The 20,515-nt window shown below is 55.8% G+C and carries 19 protein-coding genes; 15 read left to right on the top strand and 4 right to left on the bottom strand.

Annotated features, from left to right (window positions below):
- Window positions 1–54 precede the first annotated feature (54 nt).
- From rstA to tus, 4 genes are all read left to right on the top strand, one after another.
- On the top strand, window positions 55–771 hold the full coding sequence (rstA, locus tag L977_RS05375) for a two-component system response regulator RstA (RefSeq protein ID WP_032636775.1): 717 nt from the start codon (window positions 55–57) through the stop codon (window positions 769–771).
- 237 nt (window positions 772–1,008) lie between these two features.
- Window positions 1,009–1,269, top strand: coding sequence for a hypothetical protein (locus tag L977_RS05370; protein WP_014883594.1), 261 nt, complete (start codon window positions 1,009–1,011; stop codon window positions 1,267–1,269).
- Window positions 1,270–1,344: 75 nt separating this feature from the next.
- Window positions 1,345–2,643: a two-component system sensor histidine kinase RstB gene (gene rstB / locus L977_RS05365; RefSeq protein ID WP_014883593.1), complete on the top strand. Its 1,299-nt coding sequence runs from the start codon at window positions 1,345–1,347 to the stop codon at window positions 2,641–2,643.
- A 73-nt stretch (window positions 2,644–2,716) separates the two neighbouring features.
- The gene (gene tus, locus L977_RS05360) at window positions 2,717–3,646 is read left to right on the top strand and encodes a DNA replication terminus site-binding protein (RefSeq protein WP_023330261.1); all 930 of its coding nucleotides are present in this window, start codon (window positions 2,717–2,719) and stop codon (window positions 3,644–3,646) included.
- On the opposite strand, the gene fumC is transcribed toward tus, so the two are convergent.
- Window positions 3,647–5,041, bottom strand: a complete 1,395-nt coding sequence (gene fumC, locus L977_RS05355; protein ID WP_047625170.1) for a class II fumarate hydratase — start codon at window positions 5,039–5,041, stop codon at window positions 3,647–3,649.
- 139 nt (window positions 5,042–5,180) lie between these two features.
- The gene (fumA, locus tag L977_RS05350; RefSeq protein WP_014883590.1) at window positions 5,181–6,827 is read right to left on the bottom strand and encodes a class I fumarate hydratase FumA; all 1,647 of its coding nucleotides are present in this window, start codon (window positions 6,825–6,827) and stop codon (window positions 5,181–5,183) included.
- A gap of 199 nt (window positions 6,828–7,026) precedes the next feature.
- On the opposite strand from fumA, the gene manA reads away from it, so the two are divergent.
- On the top strand, window positions 7,027–8,202 hold the full coding sequence (gene manA / locus L977_RS05345) for a mannose-6-phosphate isomerase (RefSeq protein WP_014883589.1): 1,176 nt from the start codon (window positions 7,027–7,029) through the stop codon (window positions 8,200–8,202).
- Between the two features lie 99 nt (window positions 8,203–8,301).
- Window positions 8,302–9,834: a YdgA family protein gene (locus L977_RS05340; protein ID WP_047625167.1), complete on the top strand. Its 1,533-nt coding sequence runs from the start codon at window positions 8,302–8,304 to the stop codon at window positions 9,832–9,834.
- Window positions 9,835–9,938: 104 nt separating this feature from the next.
- Here the strand turns inward: L977_RS05340 and L977_RS05335 are convergent, their stop codons facing one another.
- Window positions 9,939–10,967, bottom strand: a complete 1,029-nt coding sequence (locus tag L977_RS05335) for a Mal regulon transcriptional regulator MalI (RefSeq protein ID WP_014883587.1) — start codon at window positions 10,965–10,967, stop codon at window positions 9,939–9,941.
- Between the two features lie 177 nt (window positions 10,968–11,144).
- On the opposite strand from L977_RS05335, the gene malX reads away from it, so the two are divergent.
- From malX to add, 3 genes are all read left to right on the top strand, one after another.
- On the top strand, window positions 11,145–12,737 hold the full coding sequence (malX, locus tag L977_RS05330; RefSeq protein WP_047625164.1) for a maltose/glucose-specific PTS transporter subunit IIBC: 1,593 nt from the start codon (window positions 11,145–11,147) through the stop codon (window positions 12,735–12,737).
- A gap of 48 nt (window positions 12,738–12,785) precedes the next feature.
- A complete protein-coding gene (locus L977_RS05325; RefSeq protein WP_047625162.1) occupies window positions 12,786–13,958 on the top strand; it encodes a MalY/PatB family protein in 1,173 nt (390 codons plus the stop codon).
- A gap of 96 nt (window positions 13,959–14,054) precedes the next feature.
- A complete protein-coding gene (gene add / locus L977_RS05320) occupies window positions 14,055–15,056 on the top strand; it encodes an adenosine deaminase (protein WP_047625161.1) in 1,002 nt (333 codons plus the stop codon).
- 52 nt (window positions 15,057–15,108) lie between these two features.
- Here add and L977_RS05315 read toward each other — a convergent pair whose 3' ends face one another.
- Entirely contained in the window at window positions 15,109–16,149 is a 1,041-nt protein-coding gene (locus L977_RS05315) for an oxidoreductase (protein WP_047625159.1), read from the bottom strand.
- A 243-nt stretch (window positions 16,150–16,392) separates the two neighbouring features.
- Between L977_RS05315 and blr the strand changes: the two genes are divergently transcribed.
- The 6 genes from blr to rsxC form a co-directional block, all read left to right on the top strand.
- Complete coding sequence (gene blr / locus L977_RS23110; RefSeq protein ID WP_168112406.1) at window positions 16,393–16,518, top strand: division septum protein Blr; 126 nt, start codon at window positions 16,393–16,395, stop codon at window positions 16,516–16,518.
- 231 nt (window positions 16,519–16,749) lie between these two features.
- Window positions 16,750–16,965, top strand: a complete 216-nt coding sequence (gene ydgT, locus L977_RS05310; RefSeq protein ID WP_013096896.1) for a transcription modulator YdgT — start codon at window positions 16,750–16,752, stop codon at window positions 16,963–16,965.
- Between the two features lie 86 nt (window positions 16,966–17,051).
- Entirely contained in the window at window positions 17,052–17,492 is a 441-nt protein-coding gene (locus L977_RS05305) for a DUF2569 domain-containing protein (protein WP_023337192.1), read from the top strand.
- A 76-nt stretch (window positions 17,493–17,568) separates the two neighbouring features.
- On the top strand, window positions 17,569–18,150 hold the full coding sequence (gene rsxA / locus L977_RS05300) for an electron transport complex subunit RsxA (RefSeq protein WP_014883581.1): 582 nt from the start codon (window positions 17,569–17,571) through the stop codon (window positions 18,148–18,150).
- A complete protein-coding gene (rsxB, locus tag L977_RS05295; RefSeq protein ID WP_023337191.1) occupies window positions 18,150–18,728 on the top strand; it encodes an electron transport complex subunit RsxB in 579 nt (192 codons plus the stop codon). The genes rsxA and rsxB overlap by 1 nt, the downstream gene beginning before the upstream one ends.
- Window positions 18,721–20,515: electron transport complex subunit RsxC (gene rsxC / locus L977_RS05290; protein WP_047625153.1), on the top strand; the 1,795-nt coding region annotated here is incomplete at its 3' end. The genes rsxB and rsxC, both read left to right, overlap by 8 nt.

The raw sequence follows: 20,515 nt of genomic DNA, 5'->3' as shown, positions 1-20,515 counted from the left end.
GAAGGTTAAGGTTCCGCGGTGTATGTTGGCTTTTTTCACGAAAACAGACGTTGTATGAATAAGATTGTTTATGTTGAAGACGAACCCGAAGTCGGGCAGTTGATCGCCGCCTATCTGGGCAAACATGATATGGACGTCATTGTTGAGCCTCGCGGCGATCGGGCCGAAGAGGTGGTCGTCCGTGAAAACCCGGACCTGGTGCTGCTGGATATCATGTTGCCTGGCAAAGACGGCATGACCCTCTGCCGCGACCTGCGCGCCCGCTGGGAAGGTCCTATCGTGTTGCTCACCTCTCTGGACAGCGATATGAACCATATCCTGTCGCTGGAGATGGGTGCCAACGATTACATTCTGAAAACCACACCGCCTGCCGTTCTGCTTGCCCGTCTGCGCCTGCATTTGCGCCAGCACGCAAGTGTCGAACGCGAATCGCCCGCCCCCTCTCTGACGCCGCACAAAGCGATGCGTTTTGGTACGCTGTCTATCGATCCGATCAACCGCCAGGTGCTGCTTTCCGGCGAGCTTATCGCCCTCTCCACCGCCGATTTTGACCTGCTGTGGGAACTGGCAACGCATGCCGGGCAAATCATGGACCGTGACGCGCTGCTGAAAAACCTGCGTGGCGTGAGCTATGACGGCATGGACCGCAGCGTCGACGTTGCGATTTCGCGCCTGCGCAAAAAGTTGCAGGATAATGCCACCGAGCCCTACCGCATTAAAACCGTGCGTAACAAAGGTTATCTGTTTGCCCCGCACGCCTGGGAAACCTGATTACGCTCACCGGCTAACCAAACATGCTCGAAATGAAGGCATTACACCGCGATGCCTTCTCTTTCTCGCGTTTAATTACCCGTTTGCGCAACAAATACTTGCTAAGCACGCTATCTAATCCATAATTAAAGTTCAATTGTCTCTTCTTCAGGCCGCACCGGCCCCGCTACCTGCTTACACCTCTTCCGCACATTCCCTCCCATGAAATCTTGAAGTGAGGATTTAAGCCTATGAAATATGTATAGCTACCATGAAGTAGAAGCCATCAAAACCAATCTTGAATGGATTGTTAATCAGCTAACCTTTAAGCAATCCTCCCCCTCAGGTACCGACCTAAAAGCGCTCTTTGACCTGCTGGAACTGATTCAGTCTTACGAAATGCTCCTGGACTTAATCAGGGACTTCGGAACGGACGTGATTGATACGCACATTGCGGAAGGTCTGGCCGTCACGGAAAAACTCATCGCCAAGGTCAAAAGAAGTGCGCACGCAATGTAAGAGGCGTCACAGACATGAAAACAGGTGGGGTTTTTCATGTATATTCTGCCTATCGCGTTTTTCCGGTGAGATGGAATGAAAAAGCTGTTTGTGCAGTTTTATCTTTTACTGTTTGTCTGCTTCCTGGTCATGACCATGCTGGTCGGGCTGGTCTATAAATTTACCGCCGAACGTGCGGGCAGGCAGTCGCTGGACGATTTGATGAAAAGCTCGCTGTATCTGATGCGGAGCGAACTCAGAGAGATCCCGCCGCACGACTGGGCGAACACCCTCAAAGAACTCGATCTGAACCTGTCATTTGATTTACGCATCGAGCCATTAAAAGATTTCGAGTTAGATCCGCCCGCAATGCAGCGCCTGCGCGATGGCGATATCGTGGCGCTGGATGAGAAATACACCTTTATCCAGCGTATTCCGCGCAGCCATTATGTGCTGGCTGTCGGGCCGGTTCCTTATCTCTATTATCTTCACCAGATGCGCCTGCTGGACATGGCGTTGATGGCCTTTATCGCCATTTCGCTCGCGTTTCCGGTCTTTATCTGGATGCGTCCCCACTGGCAGGACATGCTGAAGCTGGAATCCGCCGCACAGCGTTTTGGCGAGGGGCATTTCACCGAGCGCATTCACTTCGACAGCGGTTCCAGCTTTGAGCGGCTGGGCGTGGCCTTTAACCAGATGGCCGATAACATCAATGCCCTGATCGCCAGTAAAAAACAGCTAATCGACGGTATTGCCCACGAGCTGCGCACGCCACTGGTTCGCCTGCGTTATCGTCTGGAGATGAGCGAGAATCTGACAGAAGCGGAGTCACTCGCGCTAAACCGCGATATTGGTCAGCTTGAAGCGCTGATTGAAGAGCTGCTCACCTACGCGCGCCTCGACCGCCCACAAAACGAGCTGAACCTCAGTGCGCCAGATCTGCCCGCCTGGCTGCAAACCCATATTGATGATGTCCAGAGCGTGAACCCGCAACGCACGCTGTTGACGCGCGTCACACCCGGCGATTACGGCGCGCTCGATATGCGGCTGATGGAGCGCGTGCTTGATAACCTGCTGAACAACGCCATGCGCTACAGCGAAAGTACGCTACAGATTGGACTGGATTTGCAGGGTAACCAGGCAAGCCTGACAGTTGAAGACGATGGACCGGGAATTGCCCCGGAAGCACGAGAAACCGTATTTGAACCGTTTGTCCGCCTCGATCCCAGCCGCGATCGCGCCACCGGCGGGTGCGGACTGGGGCTGGCCATTGTTTACTCTATCGCGCAGGCCATGGGCGGCACGGTGCATTGTGAGGAGAGCGAACTCGGCGGCGCACGCTTCTGCTTTAACTGGCCGGTGTACCATAACATCGCCCTTCCCGTCCCTGTCTGACCTTAACCGCACGCTGGCCTGACCCGGCGTGCTGTGCTATATGATAAGTATGTTGTAACTAATGAGAGTGCTTATGGCAACCTACGATCTCATCGAACGGCTGAACAGCACGTTCCGCGAAATAGAACACGAATTGCTGACGCTGACCGCGCGTTTACAGACCTGCCGCCTGCTGGCCGCGCGCGTCTTTACCCTGCCCGATATCGCCAAAGGCGCGGAGCACGATCCGCTCGACGCCATTGAGGTGAAGCAGCATATCGGCAGCGCCGCGCTTGAGCTGGCCCTGAAGCACTACCGCCACCTTTTTATTCAGCAGCAGTCGGAACAGCGCAGCAGCAAGGCGGCCGTGCGCCTGCCGGGCGTGATCTGCCTGCAAACCGATGCCACCACGCGCGAGGCGCTGGAAAACCAGATTGCGCATATCAACGCCCTGAAAGCAACGTTTGAGAAGATAGTGACCGAAGAGTCCGGCCTCGCTCCGGCCGCCCGGTTTGAGTGGGTGCACCGCCAGCTTCCGGGATTAATTACCCTTAATGCCTACCGCACGCTGACCGCACTGCGTCACCCCGCCACGCTGCGCTTCGGCTGGGCGAATAAGCACATCATTAAAAACTTCACCCGGGATGAGGTGCTGGCGCAGCTGGAAAAAAGTCTTAAGGCACCGCGTACCGTTGCACCGTGGTCGCGTGAACAGTGGATTGAGCGTCTGGAGCAGGAGTATCACAGCATCGCCTCGTTACCGGCGGATACGCGCCTCAAAATTAAGCGTCCGGTAAAGGTGCAGCCTATCGCTCGCGTCTGGTATTCCGGTCAGCAAAAACAGGTACAATATGCCTGCCCGACGCCGCTGATTGCGCTTTATGATGCCGATCAGGGCGCCATCGTGCCGGATATTGGTGAGCTGCTGAATTACGACGCTGAAAATGTTCAGCACCGTTATCGGCCTCAGGCGCAGCCGCTACAGCTGATTATTCCGCGGCTGCACCTGTATGTGGCGGGATGATTATTTCAGACTGCCGACCATCGCTTCCGGGCGAACCCAGGCGTCAAATTCCGCCTCCGTTAGATAACCCAGCGCCAGAGCGGCAGCTTTCAGCGTTAGCCCCTCTTTGTGCGCCTTTTTGGCGATCTCGGCGGCCTTGTCGTAGCCGATATGGGTATTGAGTGCGGTGACCAGCATCAGAGACTCATTCAGCAGCTGGCTGATGCGCTCGCGGTTTGGCTCTATGCCCACCGCACAATGCTCGTTAAAGCTCTCCATCCCGTCGGCCAGCAGACGAACAGATTGCAGCACGTTATGAATCACCATCGGACGATAGACGTTTAGCTCGAAGTTGCCGGACGCGCCGCCCAGGTTAACGGCCACGTCGTTGCCCATCACCTGACAGCAGAGCATGGTCATGGCTTCGCACTGGGTCGGGTTGACTTTACCCGGCATGATAGAGCTGCCCGGCTCGTTTTCCGGAATGCTGATTTCACCGATACCGCAGCGCGGCCCTGAGGCCAGCCAGCGGACGTCGTTGGCAATTTTCATCAGCGAAGCCGCCAGACCTTTCAGCGCGCCGTGGGTGTGAACCAGCGCATCGCAGGTCGCCAGCGCTTCGAATTTATTGGGCGCCGTGACGAATGGCTGTCCGGTAATGGCCGCAAGCTCCTTCGCCACGCGCACCGCGTACTCAGGATGCGTATTTAACCCGGTACCGACCGCCGTGCCACCGAGCGCCAGCTCCGCCAGATGGGGCAAACTGTTCTCGATATGCTTCAGGTTATGTTCCAGCATCGCCACCCAGCCGGAAATCTCCTGACCGAGCGTCAGTGGCGTAGCGTCCTGAAGGTGAGTACGGCCAATTTTAACGATGTCGCGGAAGGCCTGCGCTTTCTCGTTGAGCGTGGTTTTGAGCACGTTGAGCTGCGGAATAAGCTGCTCGCGGATCGCGATCACCGCCGCTACGTGCATCGCCGTCGGGAAGACGTCGTTGGAACTCTGGCTTTTGTTAACGTCATCGTTCGGGTGGATCTTACGCTCCATGCCGCGCACGCCGCCCAGCAGTTCACTTGCCCGGTTCGCCAGCACTTCGTTCATGTTCATGTTGCTTTGGGTACCGGAACCGGTTTGCCAGATGGCGAGGGGAAATTCGTCGGGATGTTTACCGGCTAGCACTTCGTCGGCGGCATTAATGATCGCGCTGGCTTTATCTGCGCCCAGCAGGCCTAAATCCTGGTTTACTTTTGCCGCTGCACGTTTGGTGAGTGCCAGCGCCTGAATCAGCGAGACGGGCATTTTTTCGGTCGAAATACGGAAGTGCTCCAGCGAACGCTGGGTTTGCGCGCCCCATAGCTTGTCAGCCGGAACCTCGATTGCGCCCATAGAGTCTTTCTCATGGCGTACCGTTGTCATTACTTTCTCCTTGATAACACTGTCGGGATTGCTCACATGCTTAAGAGATAAGTATTGATGACTTCTGAGAAACGTTATGGCGCTTTGTGCGCTCTTCTTGGAGTCGGGTGGCGCTAACGCCACCCGACAAGGTTTTAACTTACTTCACACACGCTGAACACTGGGACGACTGGATTTGCTTGAAGAAGTCGTTACCTTTGTCATCCACCAGGATAAACGCCGGGAAATCTTCCACTTCAATTTTCCAGATGGCTTCCATACCCAGTTCCGGGTATTCCACGCATTCCAGGCTCTTGATACTGCCCTGCGCAAGGACCGCCGCCGGGCCGCCGATGCTGCCAAGGTAGAAACCGCCATGCTTATGGCATGCGTCCGTTACCTGCTGGCTACGGTTGCCTTTTGCCAGCATGATCATGCTGCCGCCGTTGGCCTGCAGCTGGTCAACGTAGGAGTCCATACGGCCCGCCGTGGTAGGACCTAACGAGCCGGAAGCATAGCCTTCAGGCGTTTTGGCCGGTCCTGCGTAGTAGATCGGGTGATCTTTAATGTACTGCGGCAGCCCTTCACCGTTATCCAGACGCTCTTTCAGCTTCGCGTGCGCAATGTCACGACCGACGATAATCGTACCGTTCAGAGAGAGTCGGGTCGACACCGGGTACTGAGAAAGCTGGGCCAGGATCTCTTTCATCGGACGGTTAAGGTCAACGCGAACCGCTTCCCCCTCACCCGCTTTACGCAGTTCTTCAGGGATGTATTTGCCTGGGTTGTTTTCCAGTTTTTCGATCCAGATGCCTTCGCGGTTGATCTTCGCCTTGATGTTGCGATCCGCAGAGCAGGAAACGCCCATGCCGACCGGGCAGGATGCCCCGTGACGCGGCAGACGGATCACGCGGACGTCGTGAGCAAAGTATTTACCGCCAAACTGTGCGCCGAGCCCCAGATTACGCGCTTCTTCCAGTAGCTCCTGCTCAAGCTGCACGTCGCGGAATGCCTGGCCGTGTTCATTACCTTCCGTTGGCAGACCGTCATAGTATTTGGTTGAGGCCAGTTTGACGGTTTTCAGCGTGCTCTCAGCCGAGGTACCGCCAATCACAAACGCGATGTGGTACGGCGGGCATGCAGCCGTACCGAGAGTACGCATTTTCTCGACCAGGTAGTTCTTCAGCTTGCCCGGGGTGAGCAGCGCTTTGGTTTCCTGGTAGAGATAGGTTTTGTTGGCCGAACCGCCGCCTTTGGCGATGCAGAGGAATTTGTACTCATCACCGTCGACGCTGTAGAGATCTATCTGTGCGGGCAGGTTGGTGCCGGTGTTGACCTCTTTGTACATATCCAGCGCCGCGTTTTGCGAGTAGCGCAGGTTATCTTCGGTATACGTGTTGTAAACACCGTGGGCCAGCGCCGCTTCATCACCGCCGCCGGTCCAGACGCGCTGGCCTTTTTTACCAACGATAATCGCCGTGCCGGTGTCCTGACAGGTTGGCAGAATGCCTTTCGCCGCGATATCGGAGTTACGCAGGAACTGCAGGGCAACGTATTTATCGTTCTCGCTGGCTTCCGGGTCGCTCAGAATATCGGCTACCTGCTGCTGATGCGCAGGACGGAGCATAAACGAGGCGTCGTGGAAAGCGTGCTGCGCCAGCAGCGTCAGCGCCTGCGGATCCACCTTAAGGATCTCTTGTCCTTCAAACTCAGAAACGGAGACGTGATCGCGGGTTAACAGGTAATACTCGGTCTGATCCTTACTGAGGGGGAAAGGATCCTGATAATGGAAGGGTTTATTCGACATTGTTCTCTCACTTACTGCTTCGGTCTGTTTATTCAGGGCAGATGTTCCGCTGCCCGGCTTAAAAGCGAGTCAGCTTATCCTACACAATTTTTTAACAAAAACTGAGACTAGTACGACTTTTTACATCCACAGGTTACTTCCATGTGGTTTATTGCTTTAATACCCGAAGTTAATTCCACAATTGAATCAGGGCTTGATAATGCAAAAACTCATTAACTCAGTGCAAAACTACGCCTGGGGAAGTAAAACTGCGTTAACGGATCTCTACGGTATCGCTAACCCCAACAACCTGCCGATGGCAGAGCTGTGGATGGGGGCACACCCGAAGAGCAGCTCAAAAATTGCAGACGCCAGCGGCCAGGTACGCAGCCTGCGTGACGTGATCGATGCCGATAAATCCGCGCTGTTGGGCGACAACGTTGCTCAGCGCTTCGGTGAACTGCCGTTCCTGTTTAAAGTCCTGTGTGCCGACCAGCCGCTCTCCATCCAGGTTCACCCGAACAAAAAAGCCTCTGAAATCGGCTTTGCGAAAGAGAACGCGGCGGGTATCCCGTTAGACGCTGCCGAGCGTAACTACAAAGATCCGAATCACAAGCCGGAACTGGTCTTTGCGCTGACCCCGTTCCTGGCGATGAACGCATTCCGCGAATTTTCCGAGATCGTTTCCCTGCTGCAACCGGTCGCGGGTGCTAACAAGGCTATCGCCCACTTCCTTGAAAACCCGAATGCCGACGCGCTGAGCCAGCTGTTTGCCAGCCTGCTGAATATGCAGGGTGAAGAGAAATCTCACGCGCTGGCGGTGCTGAAAGCGACGCTGGACAGCCAGCACGGTGAACCGTGGGAAACCATCCGTCTGATTTCCGCGTTCTACCCGGACGACAGCGGCCTGTTCTCTCCCCTGCTGCTGAACGTGGTGAAACTGAACCCGGGCGAAGCGATGTTCCTGTTCGCGGAAACCCCGCACGCCTACCTGCAGGGCGTGGCGCTGGAGGTGATGGCCAACTCCGATAACGTGCTGCGCGCGGGCCTGACGCCGAAATATATCGATATTCCTGAGCTGGTTGCCAACGTGAAGTTTGTGGCAAAACCGGCAGGTGAGCTGCTCACCCAGCCTGTCAAAACAGGTGCAGAGCTGGACTTCCCGATCCCGGTGGACGATTTTGCCTTCTCCCTGCACGACCTGAGCCCGACCGAAACCACCATTGCGCAGGAAAGTGCAGCAATCCTGTTCTGTGTCGAAGGCGAAGCCACGCTGCACAAAGGTGAACAGCGTCTGGTACTTAAGCCCGGTGAGTCAGCGTTCGTTGCAGCGAATGAGTCTCCGGTTAGCGTAAGCGGTACCGGTCGTCTGGCGCGCGTTTTCAATAAGCTTTAAGCACTTACTGAATTTTTTAACAACTCTTGCTAAGCTAGTTGCAGGCTTAATATCTCCGGGCGGTTTTTACCGCCTGGTTTCATTTTAGGGATAGTCGCAATGAAAAAATCGGTCGTAGCGGTTGGAGTGATTGTAGCGTTAGGCGTGGTCTGGACGGGTGCCTCCTGGTTTACCGGGAAACAGCTGGAAGGCCGTCTGGCTGAGATGGTAGCACAGGCTAATGGAGAGATTAAGCGCAGCGCGCCGGAAGCAGGTCTGGAACTGAGCTATCAGAACTATCAGCGCGGCGTGTTCACCAGCCATATGCAACTGGTGGTGAAGCCAATGGCCGGTAATGAAAACGGCTGGCTGAAGCCAGGCCAGAGCGTGGTGCTGGATGAAGTGGTCAGCCACGGTCCGCTCCCGCTGGCACAGTTGAAATCGTTTAATCTGATACCGTCCATGGCATCAGTTCACACCGTGCTGGTGAATAACGACGTCACTAAACCGTTGTTTGACCTGGCAAAGAATGAATCCCCTTTCGACATTAACACCCGCATCAGCTACTCCGGTGATACGAGTTCTGATATTGCTCTGAAAGCGCTGAACTATGAGAAAGAGAATGAGAAAGTCGCCTTCAGCGGCGGCAATTTCAAAGTCGACGCGGATCGGGATGGCAATGTCTTCTCCCTGACGGGTGAAGCGGAAAGCGGCCTGGTCAACGCCGTAAACGAATACAACCAAAAAGTTCAGCTCACCTTCAATAAGCTGAAGGCCGACGGCAACAGCCGTATGACCGATTTTAAAGAGCGTATCGGCGATCAGACGCTCTCCGTTGATAAGATTGCTATCGCGATTGAAGGTAAAGAGATGGCCGTGCTGGAAGGCATGGACGTCAACGGCAAATCCGACGTTTCCAAAGACGGGAAAAGCATCAACACCCAGCTGGACTACACGCTGAAAAGCCTGAAGGTCCAGAACCAGGATCTGGGCACCGGCAAACTCTCGCTGAAGATCGGCAATATCGACGGCCAGGCGTGGCATGAATTTAGCCAGAAATACAGCAAAGAGAGCCAGGCGTTGCTGACCAATACCGCTCTGCAACAGAATCCGGAAGCGTATCAGCAGCAGGCGATGACGGTGCTGTTCAACAACCTGCCGATCCTGCTGAAAGGCGAGCCGGTGATCACCGTTGCACCACTGAGCTGGAAAAACAGCAAAGGCGAAACCAACTTCAACCTGTCTCTGTTCCTGAAAGATCCGGCAACCGCAACGGGTGAACCGCAGACGCTGGCGCAGGAAGTGGATCGCAGCGTGAAGTCCCTCGACAGCAAGCTGACTATCCCGATGGATATGGCAACCGAGTTTATGACCCAGATTGCGAAGCTGGAAGGCTACGGCGACGAAGACGCCGGTAAACTGGCGAACCAGCAGGTGAAAGGCCTGGCGGCGATGGGCCAGATGTTCCGCATCACGAAGGTGGAAAACAATACCATCTCCACCAGCCTGCAGTACACCAATGGTCAGGTTACGCTCAACGGCGACAAAATGCCGCTGGAAGACTTCGTCGGCATGTTTGGTATGCCGACGCTGGGGATGCCGGAACCGGCTGAACCCGCAGCGCCAGCCGAACCGGCGGCACCGCAGCAGTAAACGTCAAAACCCCTCATGCGAGGGGTTTTTTATTGCCGGGTGGCGCTGACGCTTACCCGGCCTACGATCGGGGGCCGTTGCCGCCGGGCGATGTGCAGAGGCGTTTATTTCACGGTGACCAGGCGCGCCGCCACAATCTGGTGCCCGGCCTGGACATCCGTATTCTCGATGCGCTGCATGATTCTGTCCGCCAGCGTATAACCCATCTCCCGCGCGGGAGTGGTGGCCCAGACGATCGGCAGGTCATCCAGCGCGTTTTCACCGACGTCGGCGAACGCCCCCAGCGAGACCTGATGGCCAAAGAAAGTTTCCACCCCGCCCTCACCGCTCTGCCGCCCGGCGCGGATCAGGCCAAACCAGGCCCCCATAGCAATCACATCGTTGTAGCAAATCACGGCGCTGATCGTCGGGTTGCTTCGCAACAGCGCATTTATCGCTTCAGCCGCTTTCTTCTGGCTGGACTCACATTCAACAACCCATTCACTGTGGAACGGCAGACCGTATTTGATCAACGTCGCGCAGTAGCCGCCGACCCGTTCGGCGCGGGTCAGGGACGAACTTTTACCCCCCAGCCAGGCAATGCGCTGATGACCGCGACGAATAAGATGCTCGGTCAACATTTGCGCGGCCTGCATGTTATCCGGGCGCAGCGTATCCGCTTCGTCCAGGTAGCTGGCGCGCGAAGCAAAGACCAGCGGCACGCCTTTTTCGGCGGCACGCTCGCACAGTTCGCTACCTACGCCCGACGCCCCGGCGACGATCACCCCGTCCACGCCCTGGTTGAGCAGCATATCCAGCCGGGAAAGGAGCTGATCGGCTTCGCGTCCGCCGTGCAGCAGAAAGACCATCCGCCCCTGCGCTTCAAGCGCTTCGGTTAACCCGGCGGTCAATTCTGCATAAAACGGAGACGTCAGATCCCGGACAATCAGGCCAATCACCCCGCTTTGCCCACCGCGCAGCGCCGACGCCTGGCGGTTACGCACAAAGCCTAATTGTTCAACCGCCTCGTTAACTCGCTGCCCGGTGGCAGGCGAGATGCGCCCTTTTCCGCTCAGCACCAGAGAAACGGTACTGACGGAGACCCCCGCCGCCAGCGCGACATCGTTGATGGTGATTTTTTTCGCTACAGCCATGTGTCGGCGTGACTCCCTGAAATGAGATCGGTAAAACGTTTTATCAATACGTTATCTTTATACTACCAGTCAAAGCCTGAGAATGTGATTTAGCGCGCACTAAACTTTGATAAAACGTTTTATCTTCTCGCAGCATTGAAGCAGATAAACTGATTTTAACAATAAAGGAGTCGTTTTATGACGGCGAAAGCAGCACAAAAAATATCGCTGTGGGAGTTTTTCCAGCAACTGGGTAAAACCTTTATGCTGCCCGTGGCACTCCTCTCGTTCTGTGGGATCATGCTCGGGATCGGCAGCTCACTGAGCAGTAAAGACGTCATTACCCTGATCCCGTTCCTCGGTACCCCCATACTGCAGGCGATCTTCATCTGGATGAGTAAAGTCGGCTCCTTCGCATTTAGCTTCCTGCCTGTGATGTTCTGTATCGCCATTCCGCTGGGTCTGGCGCGCGAGAACAAAGGTGTGGCGGCGTTTGCCGGTTTTGTGGGTTACGCAGTGATGAACCTGGCGGTTAACTTCTGGCTGACCGCGAAAGGCATTCTGCCGGCCACCGACGCTGCCGTGCTGAAAGCCAATAACATTCAGAGCGTGATTGGTATCCAGTCGATTGATACCGGGATCCTCGGCGCGGTGATCGCCGGGGTGATTATCTGGATGCTGCACGAGCGCTTCCACAATATTCGCCTGCCGGATGCCCTGGCCTTCTTCGGCGGTACCCGCTTTGTACCAATTATTACCCTGGTGGTGATGGGTCTGTTTGGTTTGATCATTCCGCTGATCTGGCCAGTCTTTGCGATGGGCATCAACGGTATTGGCCGCATCATTAACGGCGCGGGCGATTTTGGTCCGATGATCTTCGGTACCGGTGAGCGTCTGCTGCTGCCGTTTGGCCTGCAGCATATCCTGGTCGCCCTGATTCGCTTCACCGAAGCGGGCGGTACCATGGAGGTGTGCGGTCACGATGTGAGCGGCGCGCTGACCATCTTCCAGGCGCAGCTGAGCTGCCCGACCACTCATGGCTTCTCTGAAAGCGCCACCCGCTTCCTGTCTCAGGGTAAAATGCCAGCCTTCCTTGGCGGCCTGCCGGGTGCGGCACTGGCGATGTACCACTGCGCGCGTCCGGAAAACCGCCATAAAATTAAAGGGCTGCTGATCTCCGGCGTGATCGCCTGCGTCGTCGGCGGGACCACTGAGCCTATCGAATTCCTGTTCCTGTTTGTTGCGCCGGTGCTGTATCTCATCCACGCCGTGCTGACCGGTCTGGGCTTTACCGTCATGGCGGTGCTGGGCGTCACTATCGGTAATACCGACGGCAACGTGATTGACTTCGTGGTGTTCGGTATCCTGCATGGTCTTTCCACCAAGTGGTATCTGGTACCGGTCGTGGCGGCCATCTGGTTTGCGGTGTACTACGGCATCTTCCGCTTCGCCATTACCCGCTTCAACCTGAAAACGCCAGGCCGTGATGTTGAAACAGCCACCAGCGTCGAACAGGCGGTTGCAGGAACCGTGGGCAAATCCGGCTATAACACCCCTGCCATTCTGGCGGCGCTGGGCGGTGCGGATAACATTACCTCGCTGGATAACTGCATTACCCGCCTGCGTTTGTCGGTGGCGGATATGTCAAAAGTGGATACCAACGCCCTGAAAGCCAACCGGGCGATCGGCGTGGTACAGTTAAATCAGCACAATTTGCAGGTGGTTATCGGCCCGCAGGTACAGTCGGTGAAAGATGAGCTGGCAACCCTGATGCGAACAGTAGAAGCCTGATGCCCCGCCCCCTCGCTCTGAGGGGGTTTTACTTTAAGGACTCACGTGATGTTTGATTTCTCTACCGTCGTGGATCGTCACGGCACCTGGTGTACACAGTGGGACTACGTCGCCGACCGTTTTGGCGCGCCCGACCTGCTGCCCTTCACCATCTCGGATATGGATTTCGCCACCGCCCCCTGCATTACTGACGCGCTGCACCAGCGCATCAACCACGGCGTGTTTGGCTACAGCCGCTGGAAAAACGATGAATTTCTCGCCGCCGTCGCGCACTGGTTCCGCCAGCGCTTTAACAGCCACATTGATACCGAAACCATCGTGTATGGCCCTTCCGTCATCTACATGGTATCCGAGCTGATTCGTCTCTGGTCCGCTCCTGGCGACGGCGTGGTGGTGCACACCCCGGCATACGATGCGTTTTACAAAGCCATTGAAGGCAATGGGCGTCATGTGGTGCCAGTTGAGATGGAAAAGCATGCTTCTGGCTGGCTGGGCAATATGGCCGCTCTGGAAGCGGCACTGGCGAAACCGGAAAATAGAATCCTGCTCCTGTGCAGCCCGCAAAACCCAACCGGTAAGGTCTGGACCCGCGAAGAATTGACCCACATGGCAGAGTTGTGCGTGCGCCATAACGTTGCGGTCATCAGCGATGAAATTCATATGGACATGGTGTGGGGTGCGCATCGTCACACGCCGTGGAATGAGGTGGCGCGCGGCAAATGGGCGCTGCTTACCTCCGGCTCGAAAAGCTTTAATATTCCGGCGCTGACGGGCGCTTACGGCCTGATAGGTGAAGAAGAGAGCCGTAACGGCTATCTCAGCGCCTTAAAAGGCCGGGACGGACTCTCTTCCCCCTCCGTACTGGCACTGACGGCACATATCGCCGCCTACCAGCAGGGAGCGCCGTGGCTGGATGCCCTAAGGCACTATCTCGAAGAAAATCTGCTGTATATCGCGCAGGAATTAAACAGTGCTTTTCCGAAACTGAACTGGCAGCCGCCGGAGGCCACCTATCTGGCCTGGGTTGATCTGCGCCCGCTAAGTATTGATGACCACGAGCTACAAAAAGTACTGATTGAGCACCAAAAAGTGGCCATCATGCCGGGATATACCTACGGAAACGAAGGTAACGGTTTCGTGCGCCTGAACGCAGGCTGCCCGCGCAGCAAGCTGGAACAAGGGGTGAAACGCCTCATTGCCGGAATTAACACGCTCCTGTAATCAGTTTGCGCAACGGAATATTCCCTTGCGCAAATAGCTTTTTACCCCGTTTTGTTTTTATAATATGGCGCACTTTAACCAGAAAAGAGTGCGACCATGATTGATACACGCCTGCCTTTAACTGATATTCATCGTCACCTTGACGGTAACATTCGTGCCCAAACCATCCTCGATCTTGGCCGCCAGTACAATTTAACGCTTCCCGCTCAAACGCTGGAGTCATTGATCCCGCACGTTCAGGTCACCTCTAATGAACCTGACCTCGTCAGCTTCCTGAGCAAACTCGACTGGGGCGTGAAAATGCTGGCCTCGCTGGATGCCTGCCGCCGCGTGGCGTTTGAGAACATTGAAGATGCGGCCCGTAACGGCCTGCACTACGTTGAGCTGCGCTTCTCGCCGGGCTATATGGCGATGACCCACAACCTGCCCGTTGCAGGCGTGGTGGAAGCCGTGATTGAAGGCGTCCGCCAGGGCTGTGAAACCTACGATGTCCAGGCCCGTCTGATTGGTATTATGAGCCGTACGTTTGGCGAAGCGGCCTGCCTGCAGGAGCTGGAGGCGCTGCAGGCCCATCGCGATGCCATCACTGCCGTCGATCTCGCCGGTGATGAACTGGGCTTCCCGGGCAGCCTGTTCCTCTCTCACTTCAACCGCGCACGCGATGCCGGCTGGCACATTACCGTTCATGCGGGTGAAGCGGCAGGTCCGGAAAGTATCTGGCAGGCCATTCGTGAGCTCGGCGCCGAGCGTATCGGTCACGGCGTGAAGGCGGTAGAAGATCGCGCCCTGATGGATTTCCTCGCAGAACAGCGTATCGGGATTGAATCGTGCCTGACGTCCAATATTCAGACCAGCACCGTGGCAACGCTCGCGCAGCACCCGCTGAAAACCTTCCTGGAACACGGCGTGCTGGCCTCGCTGAACACTGACGATCCGGCGGTACAGGGCGTGGATATCATCCACGAGTACAACAACGCCGCACCGCAGGCGGGTCTGAGCCGCGAGCAGATCCGTCAGGCGCAGATCAACGGTCTGGAAATTGCGTTCCTGACGCCGGAAGAGAAGCAGGCTCTGCGGAATAAAGTGGCAACCGCGTAAGCCTTTTTGCCGGGTGGCGGCTGCGCCTTACCCGGCCTACAGTATCTGAACCCTATGCCAGACAGAGCGTGGCGCGATGTTTGGCAGATTCGATACCCAGCTCAATCAGCTCCATAATCTGAATCGCCTGGCTGGCCGGAACCGGATTTTCTCCTGTTCCGTTCAACGCATCGCGAATAGCCGCATAATAGGCCGGATAGTTGCCCGGCATCGTCAGCAACGTTTCCTCAACCAGTACCTCACCTTCAACCCGCGTGACCACGCCGTCGCGCATATCATAGCCCCAGTCTTCCTGCGGCAAACGCTCACCGTTTTTAAGACGGTCTTCCTGTGGGTCGAGGCCAAACTTCACATAGCTTCCCCGCGTGCCGTGAATGATATAACGGGCAGATTCCGCGGCCGCGACCATCGTCCCATGCAGCACGATGCGGCGCTGCGGATAACTTAACACCGCGTGGAAGTAATCGGTCGTCTGCGCCCCGGGTCTGAGCTGGGCCAGATCGACCGTCATGCTCACCGGCAGACCAAACAGGTTGACAGCCTGGTCCAAAAGATGAGGGGCTAAATCGTACCAGATGCCGCTCCCCGGACCGGCCTGCTCCCGCCAGCGATGTCTTACCTGCGGGCGAAAACGGTCAAAGTGCGATTCAAAAAAGAGGATCTCACCTAACGTACCTTCGCTGAGTAGCGTTTTTACCGTCAGGAAGTCGCTGTCCCAACGGCGGTTATGAAAAACGGAAAGCAGTCTGCCCAGGCCTTTTGCCAGCGAGTCCAGTTCACGCGCCTGTGACAACGTCACCGTAAAAGGTTTATCAACAATGACGTGCTTTCCTGCTTCCAGCGCGGCTTTTGCCAGGGGGAAATGCGTGTCGTTAGGTGTAGGGATGACAATTAAATCAATATTCGGATCGTTGAAGAGATGTTTAGGCTCAGAGACAACCGGCACGGAAGGCCAGTCGGCATGGACTTTGGTAGCATCGCTACTGGATACTGCTGCCAGCATCATTCCGGGCGTTCCGGCTATCAGAGGTGCATGAAACGTTTTGCTCGCGTACCCATAACCTATCAGACCGACGCGGATATTATCACTCATAGTGCCGTCCTCTTTTATGACGTTCTTATTTCACACTGGCAAGCCTGGCATAAGCGCAGATTAATAATGTGCCGTATGACTTAAAATAGCAGGTTGTGGCGGTTGTTTTCGTTACATAGTATTAACCTTCTGATTTTGTTTAAGGGAACCGTTCCCAAAGCGCTTGCCGTTGGTGAGGCCTCGCTGTAACATTTGCTCCCTGTATTTATGGATAAAGTACAATTACGAGTCATGACATCAATTATTAATCGAATCATTGAATTAGCGGGATGGATTGTTCTTGGGGTATCGGTCATTTTGCTCGGCGTTGCCAGCCACATCGATAACTACCAGCCGCCGGAGCCTGTCACAGTCGCCCAACCTAAGTAACCGGTTACTGCAATAACGAGTGACATATTATGTCAGTTACGTATTGCCAGCCCAGGTGAACACGGTTAACCTTCTCTTCCAGGCATCGTCTGATGCCTGAATTTCAGCAAAGAAAACTCCTAATTTCGTCGCGTTACCTGAGTGGGCTGTTTACGTCTTTATTAATCCGTTTATTATTCGAACGAATTACCTTAACGGGTATTACTCACTTTTATATGGAAACTTATTAATATGACAGTTCAGGACTATTTATTAAAATTTCGCAAGATCAATTCGCTTGAGAGCCTGGAAAAACTGTTTGACCACCTGAACTACACCCTGTCGGATAATCAGGACATCATCAATATGTATCGCGCCGCCGATCATCGCCGTGCGGAGCTGGTCTCCGGCGGTCGTTTGTTCAACGTAGGTGAAGTGCCTAAGTCTGTCTGGCGTTACGTTTTATAAGAAAGTAGCCATCCGCGCGAAATGTTATATACTCTCCGCCCTGCAAACTGGCTGTACAACATTTCGCGCAGATTATGGGAGAGTTCATGACCGCAACGCCTGGAGAACGCATTGGAGGCTGGTTAATCGCCCCACTGGCATGGCTGCTGGTTGCCTTGTTAAGCGCATCGCTTGCGCTGCTGCTTTATACTACCGCACTGATCACCCCTCACGCTATTCAGACCCTGATGTCGCAAAGTGTGCTTAATATTGCGATGTGGTTTGTGTCCTTCGTTTTCGCGATCGGCATGTGGTACTACACCCTGTGGCTGACCATCGCCTTCTTCAAACGCCGCAAAGGGGTGCCTAAGCACTATATTATCTGGCTGTTAATCTCAGTCCTGCTGGCAGTCAAGGCGTTTGCGTTCTCGCCGGTGTCTGACGTGCTTGCGGTCCGCCAGCTACTTTTCCCGTTACTGGCCGCGGCGCTGCTGGTGCCCTATTTCAAACGGTCGACGCGGGTAAAAAACACCTTCGTGAACCCGTAATAACCTTACAGATAACCTGTTGTCGCCTGACCCGGTTTGTCCGATAATAGGCGGCTTTTTTATTTCAGGCTAAATAATGACCGATTACTTACTGCTCTTTGTCGGCACTGTGCTGGTTAACAACTTCGTTCTGGTGAAGTTCCTTGGCCTGTGCCCGTTTATGGGCGTTTCCAAAAAGCTGGAAACGGCGATGGGCATGGGGCTGGCAACCACCTTCGTCATGACGATGGCATCGATTTGCGCGTGGTTGATAGATACCTGGATCCTCATCCCGCTGGGGTTAATCTACCTCCGTACGCTGGCCTTTATTCTGGTCATTGCCGTTGTTGTGCAATTTACCGAAATGGTGGTGCGTAAAACCAGTCCGGCGCTCTATCGCCTGCTCGGTATCTTCCTGCCGCTGATCACCACCAACTGCGCGGTACTCGGCGTGGCGCTGTTGAACATCAACCTTGGCCATAACTTTATGCAGTCGGCGCTGTACGGTTTTTCCGCCGCCGTCGGTTTCTCGTTCGTAATGGTCCTGTTCGCCTCGATTCGCGAACGTCTGGCCGCTGCGGATATCCCTGCGCCTTTCCGCGGTAACGCGATTGCGCTGGTCACCGCGGGTTTAATGTCTCTGGCCTTTATGGGCTTCAGTGGTCTGGTGAAGTTGTAATGAATGCTATCTGGATTGCCATCGCCTCTATTAGCGTCCTGGGGTTAGCGTTTGGCCTTATCCTCGGTTACGCCTCCCGCCGTTTCGCGGTAGAGGACGATCCCGTTGTAGAAAAAATTGATGAGCTTCTGCCGCAAAGCCAGTGTGGGCAATGCGGCTACCCTGGCTGTCGCCCTTACGCTGAAGCGGTGGGCATTCAGGGTGAGAAAATTAACCGCTGTGCGCCCGGTGGCGAAGCGGTGATGCTGAAAATTGCGGCCCTGCTTAACGTTGACCCACAGCCCGTTGATGGCGATGCGGATGTGCAGGAGCCGGTCCGCGCCCTCGCCGTGATCGACGAGGCGAATTGCATCGGCTGCACTAAATGTATTCAGGCCTGCCCGGTTGACGCCATTGTTGGTGCCACCCGCGCCATGCACACCGTCGTGGCGGATCTGTGCACCGGCTGTAACCTCTGCGTAGCCCCCTGCCCGACGCAATGTATTACGCTGCGCCCGGTTGAAGCGACTACCGAAAGCTGGAAGTGGGATCTTCAAACCATTCCGGTTCGCAACATTCCTGTGGAACAACATGCTTAAGTTATTTTCTGCTTTCAGAAAAGAGAAGATCTGGGACTTTGACGGCGGTATTCATCCGCCGGAGATGAAAACCCAGTCTAACGGCACGCCGCTGCGCCAGATTCCGCTGGCGACGCGTTACGTCATGCCGCTCAAGCAGCATATCGGCGCGGAAGGTGAGTTGTGCGTAAAAGAAGGTGATACCGTCCTTCGCGGTCAGCCGCTGACCTTTGGTCGCGGACGTATGCTGCCTGTACACGCCCCAACGTCCGGTAAAGTGATCGCGATTGCCCCTCATACGGTGGCGCATCCGTCGGCACTTTCAGAGCTGAGCGTGATCATTGAAGCCGACGGCGAAGATCGCTGGATCGAACGTGACGGCTGGAGCGACTATCGCAGCCAGAGCCGCGAAGCGCTTATCGAGCGCATTCACCAGTTCGGCGTTGCCGGGCTGGGCGGCGCGGGCTTCCCTACCGGCGTCAAGCTGCGCGGCGGTAGCGATAAAATCCAGACGCTGATTATCAATGCCGCAGAGTGCGAGCCGTATATCACCGCCGACGATCGTCTGATGCAGGATTGCGCCGCTCAGGTAGTGGAAGGCATCCGTATCCTCGCGCATATTTTGCAGCCGCGAGAAGTGCTGATTGGTATCGAAGACAATAAACCGCAGGCTATCTCCATGCTGCGCGCCGTGCTGGCGGGTAGCCATGATATCGCCCTGCGCGTCATTCCGACCAAGTACCCGTCTGGCGGCGCAAAACAGCTGACGCAAATCCTCACCGGGAAGCAAGTGCCGCACGGCGGACGTTCTTCGGATATCGGCGTGCTGATGCAAAACGTCGGCACAGCTTATGCCGTGAAACGTGCGGTAATTGACGGCGAGCCGTTAACCGAACGAGTCGTGACGCTGACTGGCGAATCGGTCTCCCGTCCGGGTAACGTCTGGGCGCGCCTCGGTACGCCGGTGCGTCATTTACTGGAGCAGGCTGAATTCTGCCCGGGTACCGATCAGATGGTGATCATGGGTGGCCCTCTGATGGGCTTTACCCTGCCATGGCTGGATGTCCCGGTAGTCAAAATCACGAACTGCCTGCTTGCTCCCTCTTCCACCGAGATGGGCGAAGTGCAGGAAGAGAAAGGCTGTATCCGCTGTAGCGCCTGTGCCGATGCCTGTCCGGCGGATCTGCTCCCGCAGCAGCTTTACTGGTACAGCAAAGGCCAGCTACACGATAAAGCCAAAGCGCATAACCTGGCCGACTGCATCGAATGCGGCGCCTGCGCCTGGGTCTGCCCAAGCAATATTCCGCTGGTGCAATACTTCCGCCAGGAGAAAGCCGAAATTTATGCCATCTCCATGGAAGAAAAACGTGCAGCAGAAGCCAAAGCGCGCTTTGAAGCACGTCAGGCGCGGCTGGAACGTGAAAAAGCGGCCCGTCAGGAGCGTCATAAGCAGGCCGCCGTCCAGCCTGGCGAAAAAGATCAGGATGCCATTAACGCCGCCCTGGCACGCGTTCGCGAGAAAAAAGCCAATGCTGCCCAGACGGTGGTGATCCCTGCAGGTGAGAAGCCTGACAACAGTGAAGCCATCGCCGCGCGTGAAGCACGCAAGGCTGCGGCTCGCGCACGTCAGGCAGAAAAAGCGCAAACAGCGCAACCGGATGGGGAGGTCGATCCACGCAAAGCCGCTGTCGAGGCGGCGATTGCCCGTGCCAAAGCCCGTAAGGCCGGGGATCAGCAGGTGATGGTTGAACAGGACGCGGTCGATCCGCGTAAAGCCGCTGTTGAAGCCGCGATTGCCCGCGCCAAAG

Origin of the sequence: Enterobacter sp. ZOR0014 (genome assembly GCF_000798855.1) — a bacterium.
GTDB classification, from domain to species: domain Bacteria; phylum Pseudomonadota; class Gammaproteobacteria; order Enterobacterales; family Enterobacteriaceae; genus Enterobacter; species Enterobacter kobei.
Note: the sequence above shows the minus strand (reverse complement) of the source record. Positions and strands in the feature narration are given on the sequence as shown.